The sequence below is a fragment of the Arthrobacter monumenti genome (genome assembly GCF_054511255.1).
The window spans coordinates 80,639-95,797 of sequence record NZ_JBTNCY010000004.1; the positions used below are offsets into that span (position 1 = coordinate 80,639).

Annotated in this window: 14 protein-coding genes; 10 read left to right on the forward strand and 4 right to left on the reverse strand. The window is 63.2% G+C overall.

Annotation, left to right across the window (positions count from 1 at the left end; genetic code table 11):
* The first annotated feature begins 42 nt into the window (after positions 1-42).
* Positions 43-498 carry a ribose-5-phosphate isomerase gene (locus ACX80B_RS06985; RefSeq protein ID WP_459294476.1) on the forward strand — a complete coding sequence of 152 codons (456 nt, stop codon included), beginning with the start codon at positions 43-45 and terminating at the stop codon, positions 496-498.
* Entirely contained in the window at positions 498-1,241 is a 744-nt protein-coding gene (locus ACX80B_RS06990) for a GolD/DthD family dehydrogenase (RefSeq protein WP_459294478.1), read from the forward strand. The genes ACX80B_RS06985 and ACX80B_RS06990 overlap by 1 nt, the downstream gene beginning before the upstream one ends.
* A gap of 76 nt (positions 1,242-1,317) precedes the next feature.
* On the opposite strand, the gene ACX80B_RS06995 is transcribed toward ACX80B_RS06990, so the two are convergent.
* The gene (locus ACX80B_RS06995; RefSeq protein ID WP_459294480.1) at positions 1,318-2,868 is read right to left on the reverse strand and encodes an FAD-dependent monooxygenase; all 1,551 of its coding nucleotides are present in this window, start codon (positions 2,866-2,868) and stop codon (positions 1,318-1,320) included.
* A gap of 234 nt (positions 2,869-3,102) precedes the next feature.
* Here ACX80B_RS06995 and ACX80B_RS07000 point away from each other — a divergent pair, with 234 nt between their 5' ends.
* The 3 genes from ACX80B_RS07000 (at position 3,103) to ACX80B_RS07010 (ending at position 7,024) form a co-directional block, all read left to right on the forward strand.
* Positions 3,103-4,209 (forward strand): S1C family serine protease, encoded by a 1,107-nt coding sequence (locus ACX80B_RS07000; protein WP_459294482.1) that lies wholly within the window; start codon positions 3,103-3,105, stop codon positions 4,207-4,209.
* Positions 4,210-4,450: 241 nt separating this feature from the next.
* Positions 4,451-5,833 (forward strand): MFS transporter, encoded by a 1,383-nt coding sequence (locus tag ACX80B_RS07005; protein ID WP_459294484.1) that lies wholly within the window; start codon positions 4,451-4,453, stop codon positions 5,831-5,833.
* 72 nt (positions 5,834-5,905) lie between these two features.
* Positions 5,906-7,024: a zinc-dependent alcohol dehydrogenase family protein gene (locus ACX80B_RS07010; protein WP_459294486.1), complete on the forward strand. Its 1,119-nt coding sequence runs from the start codon at positions 5,906-5,908 to the stop codon at positions 7,022-7,024.
* Between the two features lie 65 nt (positions 7,025-7,089).
* Here ACX80B_RS07010 and ACX80B_RS07015 read toward each other — a convergent pair whose 3' ends face one another.
* Positions 7,090-7,995 (reverse strand): LysR family transcriptional regulator, encoded by a 906-nt coding sequence (locus ACX80B_RS07015; protein WP_459294488.1) that lies wholly within the window; start codon positions 7,993-7,995, stop codon positions 7,090-7,092.
* 138 nt (positions 7,996-8,133) lie between these two features.
* On the opposite strand from ACX80B_RS07015, the gene mmsB reads away from it, so the two are divergent.
* Together mmsB and ACX80B_RS07025 are read left to right on the forward strand one after the other, a co-directional pair.
* Positions 8,134-9,036: a 3-hydroxyisobutyrate dehydrogenase gene (mmsB, locus tag ACX80B_RS07020; protein WP_459294490.1), complete on the forward strand. Its 903-nt coding sequence runs from the start codon at positions 8,134-8,136 to the stop codon at positions 9,034-9,036.
* Positions 9,037-9,063: 27 nt separating this feature from the next.
* The gene (locus tag ACX80B_RS07025; RefSeq protein ID WP_459294492.1) at positions 9,064-10,548 is read left to right on the forward strand and encodes a CoA-acylating methylmalonate-semialdehyde dehydrogenase; all 1,485 of its coding nucleotides are present in this window, start codon (positions 9,064-9,066) and stop codon (positions 10,546-10,548) included.
* Between the two features lie 78 nt (positions 10,549-10,626).
* Here ACX80B_RS07025 and ACX80B_RS07030 read toward each other — a convergent pair whose 3' ends face one another.
* The gene (locus ACX80B_RS07030; RefSeq protein ID WP_459294494.1) at positions 10,627-11,097 is read right to left on the reverse strand and encodes a DUF4383 domain-containing protein; all 471 of its coding nucleotides are present in this window, start codon (positions 11,095-11,097) and stop codon (positions 10,627-10,629) included.
* A 278-nt stretch (positions 11,098-11,375) separates the two neighbouring features.
* Between ACX80B_RS07030 and ACX80B_RS07035 the strand changes: the two genes are divergently transcribed.
* Both ACX80B_RS07035 and ACX80B_RS07040 read left to right on the forward strand, forming a co-directional pair.
* Positions 11,376-12,395 carry an LLM class flavin-dependent oxidoreductase gene (locus ACX80B_RS07035; RefSeq protein ID WP_459294496.1) on the forward strand — a complete coding sequence of 340 codons (1,020 nt, stop codon included), beginning with the start codon at positions 11,376-11,378 and terminating at the stop codon, positions 12,393-12,395.
* A gap of 34 nt (positions 12,396-12,429) precedes the next feature.
* Positions 12,430-12,924, forward strand: a complete 495-nt coding sequence (locus ACX80B_RS07040) for an acyl-CoA thioesterase (RefSeq protein WP_459294498.1) — start codon at positions 12,430-12,432, stop codon at positions 12,922-12,924.
* A gap of 23 nt (positions 12,925-12,947) precedes the next feature.
* Here ACX80B_RS07040 and ACX80B_RS07045 read toward each other — a convergent pair whose 3' ends face one another.
* Positions 12,948-13,469, reverse strand: coding sequence for a DinB family protein (locus tag ACX80B_RS07045; protein WP_459294500.1), 522 nt, complete (start codon positions 13,467-13,469; stop codon positions 12,948-12,950).
* Between the two features lie 135 nt (positions 13,470-13,604).
* On the opposite strand from ACX80B_RS07045, the gene ACX80B_RS07050 reads away from it, so the two are divergent.
* On the forward strand, positions 13,605-15,116 hold the full coding sequence (locus ACX80B_RS07050) for an FAD-dependent monooxygenase (RefSeq protein WP_459294502.1): 1,512 nt from the start codon (positions 13,605-13,607) through the stop codon (positions 15,114-15,116).
* Positions 15,117-15,159: the final 43 nt, after the last annotated feature.

Here is a 15,159-nt window from a genome sequence, read left to right on the forward strand (position 1 = left end):
ACGCCACGGACAGAAGAATTTGTACCGGAAAGGATTGATGAGATGGCAATGAAAATCGTGGTCGGTGGCGATAGTGCCGGCCTTAGTTACAAGGAAGCGCTGAAGGCCGACCTTGAGGCCAATGAGCTCGTTTCCGAGGTCTTTGACTCCGGCGTGGATGAGAACGGCCAAACCGACTATCCGCATATCGCCGTCGACGCCGCCCGGATGGTGGCTGAAGGCAAAGCCGACCGGGCATTACTGGTGTGCGGGACCGGGCTCGGTGTCGCCATCTCGGCCAATAAGGTCAAGGGTATCCGTGCCGTGACCGCCCACGATCCGTACTCTGTGGAACGGGCGGTGCTCAGCAATAATGCGCAGGTGCTGTGCCTGGGTGAGCGGGTCATCGGGCTCGAACTGGCGCGGAGACTCGAGTCCGAGTGGCTGACCTATACGTTCGATGAGTCCAGCGCCTCCGCCGCCAAGGTGGACGCCATCCGCAGCTACGAGGTGGACTAATGAGCAACAATTTCGACGGACGCACAGCAGTCATCACAGGCGCTGCCAGCGGCATCGGCAATGCGGTCGCGCAGTACTTCGCTGATAGGGGTGCCCGCATTATCGGGGTGGATATGGCGGATTCGGTGCACGGAACCATGTGCGCGCTGCCGGGCGGAGACCATCACGGTATACAAAAGGACCTGACCGCCGATGGTGCGGCGGAGGAAGTTGTTGCCGAGGCGATTGAGGCAGCCGGTCCGGTGGACATCCTGATCAATTCAGCCGGTGTGGCATTACTGGACAAGGCGGTGGATCTCCCCCGGGACAAGTGGGACGCAACGATTGCCATCAACCTCACGGCCAGCTTCACCATGGCTCAGGCGGCCGGACGTGCCATGACTGAGCGGGGCTATGGCCGGATCATCAACCTGGCGTCCCAGGCGAGTGTGGTCGGCCTGGACCAGCACGTAGCCTACTGCGCGAGCAAGGCCGGGATTGTTGGCATGACCCGCGTATTGGCCATGGAGTGGGCGGGTCGCGGGGTGACCGTCAACGCGGTTTCGCCGACCGTCGTCGAAACCGCGCTGGGCAAGAAGGCGTGGGCGGGGGAGAAAGGCGAGGCGATGAAGCAGCTAATTCCGGCCGGCCGATTCGCCCAGCCGGCAGAGGTGGCCGCCATGATCGCTTATCTGGCCAGCGACGACGCCGGCATGGTCACCGGAGAGAACATGCTGATCGATGGCGGGTATTCGGCGGTCTGATCAGCCGGCTGTCTCTTTTCCGCGGTGTCGCCCTGCCAGCCGTCGCTATCTTGCGGTGCCGGCCTGCCAACCGGCGTTAATCTGCGGTGCCGACGTGCACCCGGATCGCCTCCTGGAAGGCCGCCGCAGCTTGGTCGGCGAAGGCTTCCGCGACGACAAAGCCGTCCGGCCGGATGAGGAATACCTTGCCGTCGGCCAGCCCTTTCCGCGGACTGGCCGGGAAGGTGAGGACTTCGACGTCGAGCTCGGAACGGAGTGCTTCCAGCCGGCCGGCATTGATGTCCCCATACACGTGGGCCTGCCAGCGGGCAGCCCTCAGCGCTTCGAAATTCTGTCCGGTCCACGGCAGGCGGCGTCCGACGACGCGTCCCCGGCGGCCGCGTGCATCCTCGCGCGCCCGCTCGCTCATCCAGTAGTGGATGCGCACCTGCGAAACGTATTCGAAGAGCCGGGATCCACCTCTCAGCCGGGGTATCACCCGGATGCCGACTGGAGCGGCCAGCGGCAGCAGGAAACGCCGCGCCTGGCGGAGGAAGAAGTTGTCCGAGGTGACGGCGCCGAAGACGCGGTCGGTGGTGCGGGTCAGCCGCAGCGCGACCGGCCGGCGCTCCGCGGCATAGCGGTCCAGATAGGAATCCGGCGCTTCGCCCTTGAGTACCGCCGCGAGTTTGAAGGCGAGATTATGCGCGTCCTGCAGTCCGGTGTTCATCCCCTGCGCGCCCACGGGGGAGTGCACGTGCGCGGCGTCCCCGGCCAGGAACACCGGCCCATCGCGGAAATTGGCAGCCACCCGGTGGTGCACGCGGTAGGTGGAAAACCACGACGACGACTCATAGCTCACGCCGAAAACGCGCCGCAGCATCGGGCGGACAGATGATTCGACGGGTTCATCGTCCTCCCGCCCGGGCTGCTGCCGGACAATGCCGAGCAACCGGTTATGTCCGCCTGGACCCATCGGAAATCCCAGCAACATGTATTCAGCACCGAACCGCAGATTGATCGACGCCGGCAAAAGTCCGGTCACGCCGTGCGCGTCGGCCACGTAGAAGGTGTGCTGGTTGGTGCGGCCTTCGAAAGGTATCTCCCGCAGTTTCCGCACGGCCGATGACGTGCCGTCGGTGCCGACGCAGTACTGTGCGCGGATGCCGGCCCGGCCGCCGGGGCCCTCGACTGTGGCGATTACTCCTGTGCCGCCGTCGTCCATCACCTCATCCTGCAACGCTGTGATCCGCTGTTCCCAACGAACGCCGGAGCCCAGTTTTTGCAGGTGCCCGCTGAGAAGTTCCTCGTTCCGGCTCTGTTCGAAGATGTAGATGTGCGGATACGGAGTGCTGCCGGCGCCGAGGGACAGGAAGCGGACATAGCCGAATGGTTTGGTTTCATACCCCGGAGCGATGCCTTCTGCGATTTCGCTGTCCCGAACCACTTCGGATGCGATGCCGAGCTGGTCGTAGATCTCCATGGTCCTCGCCTGCACGCCGAGGGCGCGCGATTCCCGTGTTGGCCCACTCTTCGAATCGACCAGCACACAGTTGATGTCGAGTTTGGTCAGCCAGTTTGCCAGCGTCAGCCCAGTCGGCCCGGCACCGACAATGAGCACATCAGTACTTTCAACCGATCCGGACATTGCGCCCTCCTGCCCTCGCGAAACAGTTCCAACGCTACTCCGATGCGTTGCGGGCGAGTCACAATTCCGACAAGGAGCTGGTTTCCGCTATAAATCGGATACCAAGTAGGCAAGAATGAAGCGAAACCGTCTTCCTTTCCCGGGGAGACGACTTCACCGTGAACCGCCGCAAAACCCTCGACCCGGCAGGCAGCTCAATACAGAACTGCCAGAGGCCGGACAAAGGAGTCAGCAGTGAGCAAATCCGATTCAGCAGGCCGTGCCCCCCACCGGTTTCGTTCTTTGGCCGCGACTGGAGCGGTGGCGGCGCTGGCCTTGACTGGCTGCACCGGAGAGGACCCGGAGCCCTCGCCAAGCCCGGCACCTGAATCAAGCACTGCTGAAGCCTCGCCGACTCCCACACCGACACCTACCCCAACGAGCGACGAAATCGGTTTCGCCGACATCCCGGGGATTATCGATGAGGTGCAGCCCTCGGTGGTCACCATCTTCACCGAAAGCGGCCTCGGCAGCGGCGTCATCTACAGCAACGACGGACTGATCCTGACCAATGAGCATGTGGTCGGGGACGCCCGGGATGTGGAGATTGGTTTCGCCGACGGCCAGCGGGTGGCGGGACTGGTTGTCGCCACCGACCCGGTCACCGACCTGGCTCTGGTCCAAGCGGACCGCAACAATCTCCCCGCCGCGGATTTCCAGACAGATCTGCCCGAGGTCGGTGAACTCGCCGTCGTGATCGGCAGCCCCCTGGGCTTTGAGAACAGCGCCAGTGCCGGCATCATCTCCGGTCTGCACCGTGAAATCCCGGGTTCGGCGACCAACAGCCAGTCGTTGGTCGACCTGATCCAGACTGACGCCGCCATCAGCCCCGGGAACTCCGGCGGCGCCGTCGTCAACGGCCAAGGTGAGGTGGTCGGTATCAGCGAGGCTTACATTCCGCCGCAGAGCGGCGCCGTTTCGCTCGGATTCGCCATCCCGGCTGCCACCGCCGTCGAAGTTGCCGAGGAACTCATCGAGGACGGCTCAGCCGAGCACGCTTACCTGGGCCTGGTCCCGCGGACGCTCACGCCGCAGATCGCTGAGCAACTGGGTGTGGAGCAGGAATCCGGCGTGGTGGTCCTTTCGGTGGGCGCAGGAACCCCGGCAGCGGAAGCGGGCATTGAGCCCGGCGATCTGCTCGTGTCCCTGAACGGCGAACCACTCGAGAACTCCGAGGATCTGTTGGCCGCACTGCGCCAACTCAATCCCGGCGATACCGTCGAAGCTCAAGTGATCCGCAATGGGGGAAGCCTGGGCGTGGAAATCGAGCTTGGAGAACGTCCTACCGACGAGGATTCGTAGGCCGGTAGCCGGGTAGACCGTGGACAGGTAGGACCCGCGCGGAACGGTTGTGCCCTTTGTGCCCGGCTCGCCTGCTAAGCGATTTCCACTGTGCATTTCTGCAGATGCGCTCTGCATGAATGGAACTTGAGCTGGCTCTCAGGTGCGGACATACTCGAGGGGGCGCGCTTTGTGGTGCCTGTCACAGAATTATGTTCCAACCGTTCGCACCGTGTCAGCGAAGACACTGAAGGAGTTCCAGATGAGTACAGGGAATTTGACGCCGACGCAGAGGGAGGATCAGGACCCCAAATCCTCCGGGCTAAGGAAAGTCGTCGCGGCTTCGATGGCCGGTACGGTCGTTGAGTGGTACGAGTTCTTCCTCTACGCGGCGGCCGCCACGTTGGTGTTCGGTGGATTGTTCTTCCCTGGTGCTGAATCGGAACTGGACGGCATCCTGGCCGCATTCCTCACCTACGCGGTCGGCTTTGTCGCCCGGCCCATCGGCGGCATCGTCTTTGGCCACTTTGGAGACAAGTTTGGCCGCAAGCAGCTACTGCAGGTCAGCATCATCATGGTCGGTGTCGCCACCTTCCTGATGGGCTGCCTGCCGACCTTTGGGTCAATCGGCTACTGGGCTCCGGCGCTGTTGGTCATCCTCCGTTTCGTCCAGGGCTTCGCCGTGGGTGGCGAATGGGGCGGCGCAGTGCTGCTCGTAGCCGAGCACAGCCCGAGCAAGTCCCGCGGATTCTGGGCCAGCTGGCCGCAGTCTGCTGTGCCATTGGGTAACCTGCTGGCGACCGGTGTGCTGTTCGCACTCTCCGCGACTCTCTCCGACGAGGCATTCCTCAGCTGGGGCTGGCGCGTTGCGTTCTGGCTCTCCGCCGTCATCGTGATCATCGGTTACTACATCCGTACCAAGGTCCAGGACGCACCCATCTTCCTCGAATCCCGCAAGGAAGTTAAAGAGGAGAACAAGGGCTACGGTGTTGCCGAGGTCTTCCGCCGCTACCCGCGCGGTGTCTTCACCGCCATGGCACTGCGGTTCGCGGAGAACATCTTGTATTACCTGGTGGTGACCTTCTCGATCACCTATCTGGCCGTCGTCGTCGGCACCGATACCTCCCGGATCCTGCTCCTGCTGCTCCTGGCCCACGTGATCCACTTCTGTGCGGTGCCGATGGTCGGCAAGATGACCGACCGCTTCGGCCGCCGCCCGGTGTACCTGTCCGGAGCCATTCTGGGTGGAACCTGGGGCTTCTTCGCCTTCCCGATGATGGATACCGCCAATGACTTCGTCATCCTGGTCGCCATCACCATCGGCTTGCTGTTCCACGCACTGATGTATGCCGGTCAGCCGTCGATCATGGCCGAAATGTTCCCCACCCGGATGCGCTACTCCGGTGTCTCGCTGGGCTATCAGGTGACGTCCATCGTCGCCGGTTCGCTGGCGCCGATTATCGCGACCGCGCTGCTGGACGAGTTCGGGTCCTCCACGCCGGTGGCGCTGTACCTGATGGGTGCCTGCATCATCACCGCCATTGCGGTCCTGACCCTGAAGGAAACCCGCGGCGTCTCACTGCACGACATTGATGCGGCCGATGCCAAGGGCACGGCAGACCTGCTGGCCGCCGCCAAGAAGTAACAAACCCCCACAGGGTGCCCGGACGGACGCATAGTCTGCCCGGGCACCCGTTTTTCACACGAAGGAAGCACTATGCGCGCCGCCGTCCTGCACTCGACCGTTCCCGCCGGGACCAACTACGCCGAAGCTCGGCCGCTGGTGCTCGAAGACCTGGACCGGCCGGAGCCACGCGCGGGCGAGCTGGGAGTTTCCATCACCTACTCCAGCCTCTGCCATTCGGACCTGTCGGTGGTGGACGGCACCCGCGTCCGGCCACTGCCGATGGCGCTTGGGCATGAGGCTGTCGGGCGGGTCGTCACCGTCGGGGAGCGCGTCGACGACGTCGAAGTGGGCGACCATGTGATCCTGGTGTTCGTTCCGAGCTGCGGCCACTGCCGGGCCTGCTCGGCGGGACGGCCCGCCTTGTGCCACCGGGCGGCGGAGACCAACGGATCCGGCGACCTTCTTCATGGCGGAGCTTTGCTGAAGACCGGAGCGGGGGAGCGGATTAACCATCACCTTGGTGTGTCCGCCTTCGCCGACTATGCCGTGGTGGCCCGGGAATCGGCGGTGGTGATTGACGACGACGTCCCCGACACCGTGGGCGCGATGTTCGGTTGCGCTGTCCTCACCGGAATGGGGGCTGTACTCAACACGGCCGCCGTCGAATCCGGCCAGTCGGTGGTGGTCTTCGGGCTAGGCGCCGTCGGACTCTCTTCCGTCATGGCGGCATCGCTGGCGGGGGCAAGCGCCGTCATCGCCATCGACCCGAATACAGGCAAGCATCAGCTGGCTCTCGACTGTGGCGCCACAGAAGTTGGAACGCCCGACGACGCCGCCCAACTCATTGCCCGTGCCACCGGCGACGGCGTCGATGTGGCGGTCGAGGCTGTGGGTTCGGCAGGTGTCATCGCCTCCTGCCTGGATCTGGTAACCCGGGGCGGCGCCGTCGTCTCCGTCGGGCTGCCGCATCCTTCCGCCGAGCTGACCGTGCCGGCCCTGCAGTTTGCCGGCGCCGGTAAGCGCCTGCTCGGTTCCTACATGGGCGATGCCGTTCCCGGTCGCGACATTCCGTTGTACCTGCAGTACTGGCGGGATGGAAAACTTCCGGTCGAGCTGCTCCATTCGGACACGAAACCGCTCGCCGACATCAATGAGGGCCTTGATGCCCTGTCCGCCGGTCACGTGGTGCGGCGTCTGTTCCAGGCCTGAGCTATCCCTGCCAGCGCGGCCGACACCGTCGATCGTCCAGCCGTCTCACCCGGCCGTCTCAGCTGTCAGGCTGTCAGCACAGCCTGCCGGTCCGCCACTTCCTCCTGGATGGCCTCGATGACGGCGCGCACCAGCACCGAGCGCAGCGACTCCGGCCGCGCCACAGCCCAGATCGGCAGTTGACGCTGAAAGTCGTCGCGCAGCACCGGAACCAAGTCCGGTTTGCCTTGCACTATGAAGTTGGGCAGCAGCCCGATGCCGGCGTGCGCGCGCACGGCCTCGACCTGGGCGAAAATGCTGGTCGCCTGGAAGCTGACCTTCGGGATCGGAAGCTGCGAGGAACCGTGGCCCAGTTCGTTCACCTGCAGTGCCGATTCCACGTAACTGACAAATCCATGGTGCTTGACGTCGTCGAGCGTGGCCGGTGCGCCTTCCGCCGCAATGTATTGAGAGCTGGCGTAGAGCCGCAGGAAGTAGTTGGTCAGGAAGATGGCCCGCGCGTTGGTAACGTTCGCCGGCCCCACCACCACTTCGAGGTCGACGCCTGACCGGTTCTGGCTGACCTTCCGGGTGGCACTGAACATCTCCACGTGAAGTTTGGGGTTCTGCTGCTGCAGCCGCACCAAGGCAGGCGTAACGAACTCAGCGCCGAATCCGTCGACCGTGCTGATCCGCACCAATCCGGATAGTTTGTCTCCGTCCTGGGTCATGCTGTTGGTCAGCGAGCCCAGGGTGGACTCGATCGCTTCTGCCGCGCTGACCGCCTGGCTGCCGAGCCCGGTCAGCTCCCAGCCATGCGGACTGCGCTCCAGTGTCCGGCCACCCAACTGCTTGTCCAGAGCGAGGATCCGGCGCGAAATCGTGGTGTGCGTGGTGCCTAATGCCTCGGCCACGGCGTTGAACCGCCCCAGCCGCGCCACGGTTAACAGGATGAGCAGATCATCCGGACTTGGAAACCGTTTCGAGTCCACTCTTCGCCACCCCGATTGTGTGCATGGATGCACATAGCCTCTGTGAATTTTTCCCTTGATTGCACTGTAACAGCCTGTGATGGTGGTCATAGCAAAGAACGCCGTATGGCAACACAAATAAGCGAGGGAGCTTACGTTATGGCTGTAGTTGGATGGATCGGTCTGGGCAACATGGGCGGCCCCATGTCGGCGAACATGGTCAAGGCGGGACATGACGTCCGCGGCTTTGACCTTAACCCCCAGGCGGTCGCCGCAGCTGAGGCTGGCGGGGTCAAGCCGGTGGCCAGCATCGCCGACGCGGTGAGCGGGGCGGACGTGGTCTTCACCATGCTGCCGAAGGGCGACCATGCCCGCACGGTCTACCTTGAGGCGGATGGTGTGCTGGCGCATGCAGCAACCGGCACTCTGCTGGTGGATTCCTCAACTATCGACGTCGAATCCGCCCGGGCGCTGCACGACGCCGCCGCTGCGGCAGGCTTCCGCTTTGTTGATGCACCCGTTTCCGGCGGAATGAGCGGCGCCCAGGCCGGCACGCTGACCTTCATGGTTGGTGGGGAGGACGGCGCGGTGCGGGACGCGAGCGCGTTCATCGAACCGATGTCCGGCAACATCATCGCCACCGGTGCTGCCACCACCGGCCAGGCCGCCAAGATCTGCAACAACCTGATGTTGTTCATTAACCTGGCCGCCACAGCCGAGGGCGCCGTGCTCGCGGACCGGCTCGGACTGGACAAGCAGGTCTTCTGGGACATCGCCTCGGTTTCGTCAGGCGACAGCTGGGCGCTGCGCACCTGGTACCCGGTGCCAGGCGTTGTTCCCACCGCGGCCTCCAACAACGACTTCGCGCCAACCTTCACCGCCGAACTGGCCAATAAGGACATCAACCTCGCCATCGCCGCGGCAAAGGAAACGGATACTCCACTGGAGATCGGCGAGCACGTCCAGCAGCTGTTCCAGCGCCTGATCGATTCCGGCCAGGCGGGTAAGGACTGCTCGCAGATCATCAAGCTGGTCGACGAGTCCCTGAACCAGGCCAACTAACCCTTATTACAGACTGGAAGTATCTTCATGGAACGCATTCCGCATTACATCAACGGCCGCAAGGTTGCCGACGCCGAGCGCTTCGGCCCGGTCTTCAATCCCGCCACCGGCCAACAGGAGAAGGAAGTCGCGCTCGCCTCCGGCGCCCGGGTCGAAGAGGCCATCGAAGCAGCCCGCGCGGCGCTTCCCGGATGGCGCGCCACCAGCCTCGCCAAGCGCACCAACATCTTCTTCCGCGTCCGCGAACTGATGAACGAGCGCAAGGCCGAACTGGCGGCAATCCTCACCAGCGAGCACGGCAAGGTCCTCTCCGACGCCGAAGGCGAGATCACCCGCGGGCTGGAAAACATCGAATTCGCCACCGGCCTGTCCCACATGCTCAAGGGTGAATACTCCGAGCAGGTCTCCGGCGGAATTGATGTGCACTCCGTCCGCCAGCCAGTCGGCGTCGTCGCCTGTATCACCCCGTTCAACTTCCCGGCGATGGTGCCATTGTGGATGATCGGCAGTGCGCTCGCCTGTGGCAACACCGTGCTGCTCAAGCCGAGCGAGAAGGATCCGTCGTCGGCGGTGTTCATTGCGGAAATCTTCTCCGAGGCGGGACTGCCCGACGGCGTCCTGAACGTGGTGCATGGGGATAAGGAAGCCGTCGATGTGCTGTTGGAGGATCCGCAGGTCAAGGCCGTGAGCTTCGTCGGTTCGACGCCGATTGCCAAGTCGATCTACCAGCGCGCCAGCGAACGGGGCAAGCGCGTCCAGGCCCTCGGAGGTGCGAAAAACCACATGGTGGTCCTGCCCGATGCGGACCTGGCGATGGCGGCCGACGCTGCCATCTCCGCGGCCTACGGTTCCGCCGGGGAGCGGTGCATGGCGGTCAGCGTGCTCGTCGCCGTCGGCAATATTGCCGATGACCTGGTCGCTGCCATCAAGGAGCGGATGGCCACGCTCAAGATCGGCCCCGGCACGGATCCCGCTTCGCAAATGGGCCCGCTCATCACCGCCGAACACCGCGACAAGGTGGCGGAGTACGTTGCCGGCGCAGCGGACGAAGGCGCCACCGTGGTGGTGGATGGCAGCCAGCAGAAGTTCGATTCGGACGGCTTCTTCACCGGCGTCAGCCTGGTCGACCACGTCAAGCCCGGCATGAAGGTGTACGACGACGAGATTTTCGGCCCCGTCTTATCCGTCGTCCGGGTGGAAACTTTCAACGACGCCGTCCAGCTCACCAATGAGAACGAGTTCGGCAACGGCGTCGCGATCTTCACCCGCGACGGCGGCGCGGCACGGCAGTTCGAGTTTGAGATCGAGGCGGGAATGGTCGGCGTCAATGTGCCCATCCCGGTCCCGGTTGGTTCGTTCTCCTTCGGCGGCTGGAAGAGCTCGCTGTTCGGCGATACGCATATGTATGGCCCGGACAGCATCCGCTTCTACACCCGCAGCAAGGTTGTTACCACCCGCTGGCCGGATCCCTCCACCTCCGAAATCGACCTCGGCTTCCCGCAGGTTGTCTGACGGTTAAGAGCATTTGCCTTGTGTGGACACGTTCCGCACAAGGCAAATGCTGTGGAATGAAGAACTCAGGTGGTGCGACTATGCGTGATCAGTTGCGTCACCTCCGCGGTGGCGTGCCATGTAGGCAATGCCCAGGCCGCCCGCGACGACACCGAGCACCAGATGGAGCCAGTTGGTGGCCGCGTTGAATGACAGGAAGTTCGCTCCCGTGGCCAGGTCGATGACCAGTCCGTAGATCCACAACAGGAGGAACAGTGCGCCGCTGCCGAGGAGGAAGTCACGCGCCATCGTCGCGCTCTTGCTCATCGCCACGCCTGCCGCTCCGACGAGCAGGTAGACGATGTTAAGCAGCATCGATACTTGGATTGCGCCCAGAAGCAGCGCCTCCGAACCAGATGCGAATGCCATTTCGCCGTACTGGGTCGTGATGCCCGGGATGAATCCCAGGACGCCTAAAAGCAGAAACACTACGCCGGTTCCGATCGCGGCATTTCTTACATGGCCGCGCGTCATATGCATACCGGATGCACCATGGGATGCCGTAGTCATTTCCCCCTCCTAATTGGTGAGTAGGACCAATTCGGCCGGGCATTGTCCGGCCCGTTGATACGGCGCATCTGGCGCCCTACCAGCGCCTTAATATTACGTCCGAACAGGCCGCGCTGGATATGGTCATAGGTCTCAAATAGGGAACGGAAAACAACGAATTTCGACGGCGGATCGGGCACCTTGAAATAACGGGAGCCGACCGGAGGTTGCACCCGGTAACCCCGGGCAATCAAAACAGTGATGCTTGCTCCGATAACCGCTGCGAAAGGCTTATCCCCGTGACAGTTCCACTCTCCATCCTCGACCTCGCACACATTGGCGAAGGTGTCACCGCCCGGGACAGCTTCGCCGCCAGCGTCTCCCTTGCGCAGCACGCCGAGGACTGGGGCTACCGGCGGATCTGGTACGCCGAGCACCACAACATGTCGACGATCGCTTCGTCCGCCACCAGTGTGTTGATCGGCCATATCGCCAGCCAGACGAAGTCGATCCGCCTTGGCGCCGGTGGCGTGATGCTTCCGAATCACGCACCGCTGACCATCGCCGAGCAGTTCGGAACCCTGGAAACCCTGCATCCAGGACGCATCGACCTTGGCCTCGGCCGTGCGCCGGGCAGCGACCAGAACACGATGCGGGCGCTGAGGCGGGATCCGTCGTCGGCCGAAAGCTTTCCGCAGGATGTGCAGGAGCTGCAGGGCTACCTCGCCGGTGAATCCCTGATCAAGGGCGTGGACGCGATCCCGGGAAGGGGCACCAACGTGCCGCTCTACATCCTCGGCTCCTCGTTGTTCGGCGCCAAACTCGCCGCCGCCCTCGGGTTGCCCTATTCCTTCGCGTCGCATTTTGCGCCCAACGCCTTGCAGGACGCAGTGGCGGTGTACCGAAGGGACTTCCAGCCTTCGGCTCAACTGGAAGAGCCGTACGTCATCGCAGGCGTCAACGTCATCGCAGCCGACACCGACGAGGAAGCGCAGAAGCAGTTCCTCGCCACCAAGAGGCGCCGGGTGACCCAGCTCGTGGGCCGGGGACGCACCTTCACCGACGACGAGGCGGACATGATTCTGGAAGCGCCGGCCGGGCAGCAGGTCCTGCAAATGATGAAATATTCGGCTGTTGGAACTCCCGGCGACGTCAAGGAGTACATCGACGGCTTCGCCAAGCATGCCCAGGCGGACGAACTGATTGTGGCGAGCCAGACGAAGACCACAGACGCCTGGCTGCGGTCATACGAACTGCTGGCGGAGGTTACCGGGCTGGACCAGCGGCAGCCGGCAGCCAGTGCCGGTGACGCACGCTGATCGCTTTCGACGTCGTTCTGGTAAGAACTGAAGTATGACGACTTCCGCCGGTACAGCTTTCCCCGAAGAGGCGATCACCTGCAGCATTGCGATGCGCTGGGGCGACATGGACGCCTACGGACACATCAACAACGTGGAAGTCGTCCGCATCCTTGAGGAAGCACGCATCGGCGCCTTTGGACCTCCGGGTGGAACCGGCAGGCCCGGCCGGGAGCCGGAAGTGCCGTTCTTCTCCTCGCTGCCGGCGGAAACGCAGGCCCTTGTGGTGGAGCACCGCGTGAAGTACAAAGCTTCGCTGGAGTATCGCAACATCCCGTTGAACGCCAAGGTCTGGGTCAGTGATCTGAAAGCTGCCAGCCTGGCAATCAACTACCTGCTCCTGGACCCGGTAACCGACGTCGTATGCGTGACGGCGCAAACCAGCATTGCTTTCGTCTCGGCGGAATCCGGACGCCTGCAACGGATCAGCCCCGAACAGAAAGCCATGGTCGCGCCCTACCAGGCCGCTCCTGTCATGCTTGGTTCCTGATGACGGCGACGGTGCCATTTTCCCTAGATCTCCTGCGGCCTCTTGGCGCTGCGGCCTGCAATAATCTGTTCCCGCAGGATATCCGCGTGGCCGCAGTGCTGCGCGAGTTCCCGAAGCATATGCAGGTAGATCCAACGCATCGGCAAAGGTCCCCGATGATTACCGTAGACCAGGTCGTCGATACTCAGATTCGCTGCTGCCGCGCGGGATGAAGCGCACGCTTCTCTATACCTGGATTGCACCGAACTTATTGTGTCGAGCGCATCAAGGTTGAACGATTCATCGGGGCCGCTTGGACAACCGATTTCCGCCCGGGATTTGCCGGTGATCGCTTCGTTGAACCACACGAGCTCCACAAAGGTTGCATGCTTTAAAAGTCCAAGCAGGGTCGTCTTCGATGGCACGAGATGGGTGCGTGACTCCTCATCCGTGACGTCATGGAGTGAGTCGTGAAGCGCTCGGCGATGATCGTCCAGGAAAGTCTCGAACAGTTCATTTAGAGGACCAGCGAAACCAGCTGGCTCGTGGCTTGCGGGCGTGGTCATGTTTCGACCTTACAGAGAAAGCAAGGAGCACAAACTCCTTGCCATATTCAACATATATCCCGCAACGGGGCTTGCGGCAAGACCCCCGCCGTGCCGCAGAATTCAGTACAGGACTTGTGGACAGGGGAGCAGCAAATGAACGAGCATGCGGTAGTGATCGTGGGGGCAGGTCCGGCGGGGCTCATGCTGGCGGGCGAGCTGGCGCTGTCGGGGACGGATTTCGTCGTCGTGGAGAGGCGCGCCAACCAGGATCTCGCCGGCTCGCGCGCGGGCGGTCTGCACTCTCGGACCATCGAGATCCTCGATCAGCGGGGCATCGCCGACCGGTTCCTCTCCGAGGGGCAGAAGGCTCAGGTGGCCGGTTTCTCCATGATCCGCCTCGACATCAGCGACTTCCCCACGCGACACAATTACGGACTCGGATTGTGGCAGAACCACATCGAACGCATCCTGGCCGGCTGGGTCCACGAACTGGGAGTGCGCGTTGACTACGGACGTGAAGTAACCGGCGTCGCGCAAGACGACACCGGCGTCGACGTTCATCTGTCCGACGGTGGGTCGCTGCGGGCACAATACCTCGTTGGGTGCGACGGCGGACGCAGCGTCGTCCGGAAAGCGGTCGGTATCGACTTCCCCGGCTCAGACCCGAGGACGAGCAGCTTGATCGCCGAGGTCGAAATGCGCGACGAGCCGCAGTGGGGCATTCGCCAGGACGAGGCCGGTATCCACGGGCTGAGCCGGGTGGAGTACGAAATCCGCGACGGCGAGGTGGTCTATTCCGACAGTGGGCCGATACGGGTCATGCTGACAGAAGCGCATATCGGACCCAATAGCGAACCCGGGTTGCGCGACCTCAGGGAGGCGCTGATCGCCGTCTACGGGACGGATTTCGGTGTCCATAATCCAACCTGGATCTCCAGATTCAGCGACATGGCGCGACAGGCCGCGGACTATCGCAAGGGACGGGTTCTTCTCGCCGGGGACGCGGCTCACGTGCACGCGCCCGACGGCGGGCAGGGCCTCAATACTGGCATACAGGATGCGGTGAATTTAGGGTGGAAGCTGGCCCAAGTGGTGAACCGGACAGCGCCGGAGAGTCTCTTGAATACCTACCACGCTGAGCGCCATCCGGTAGGCGCACGCGTGCTGCGCAACACGATGGCGCAAACGGTGCTTCGCCGTCGGGACGACCGCACAAAGGCACTGCATGACACCATTTCCGAGCTCCTTGGCATGGATGAGCCTCGCAAGCGATTTGCCGCCATGATGTCCGGGCTGGACATTCACTACGACCTCGGCGAGGGACATCCGATCCTGGGACGCCGCATGCCCGATCTCGACCTCGTCACGACTGATGGCCCGCTCCGCGTCTACACCCTGCTGCATGATGCGCGGCCGGTGCTGCTCAATTTCGGCGAACCCGACAGCATCAAAATCGCTCCACGGGCGGGCAGCGTCAGGTTGGTCGACGCCGGATTTGCGGGTCAGTGGGAGCTTCCGGTGCTCGGAACTGTCGATGCTCCCACTGCCGTGCTGATCCGGCCCGACGGACACGTGGCCTGGGTGGGAGAGGGAAGCCAGGCAGGGCTGGAGGAAGCCCTGACAGCCTGGTTCGGACCGCCTTCAGTTGGTGACCAACTAGAGTGATTTGGATCACGCCATAGTGTTTCCCCGCACTTTTCGTTACCAA